This window comes from Winogradskya consettensis (assembly GCF_018332715.1).
Taxonomy (GTDB): domain Bacteria; phylum Actinomycetota; class Actinomycetes; order Mycobacteriales; family Micromonosporaceae; genus Actinoplanes; species Actinoplanes consettensis.
Window position 1 is genome coordinate 1 of the sequence record NZ_BOQP01000100.1, and the last position, 413, is coordinate 413.

Consider the following 413-nt stretch of genomic DNA (forward strand, 5'->3'; position numbering starts at 1 on the left):
GATGAGGTCCTTGACGCGGCCGGTGATGACGATGTTGCCGTCGGGGGTGAGGTGGACGAGGTCGCCGGTGCGGTACCAGCCGTCGGGGGTGTAGCTGGTGGTGTTCTGGGTGGGGGCGTTGTGGTAGCCGGGTGGGGTGTAGGGGCCGCGGGTGAGGAGTTCGCCGGTGTGTCCGGGTGGTTGGGGGTTGCCGTGGGTGTCGATGATGTGGAGTTCGTCGTGGGGGCTGATGGGTTTGCCTTGGGTGTGGTGGGCGATGTGGTGGGGGGCGTGGGGTGGGGTGTAGCAGATGAGTCCTTCGGCCATGCCGTAGACCTGTTGGAGTTGGCAGTGCAGGGTGGTGGCGATGTGGGCTGCGGTGGTGGGGGCGAGGGTGGCTCCGCCGATGTGGACGAACCGCAGACTCGACAGGT

The 413-nt window shown here is 67.1% G+C and carries 1 protein-coding gene; it reads right to left on the reverse strand.

The features are described from left to right. The coding region (locus tag Aco04nite_RS48485; RefSeq protein ID WP_213003923.1) for an AMP-binding protein at window positions 1-413 on the reverse strand (413 nt) is incomplete at both ends.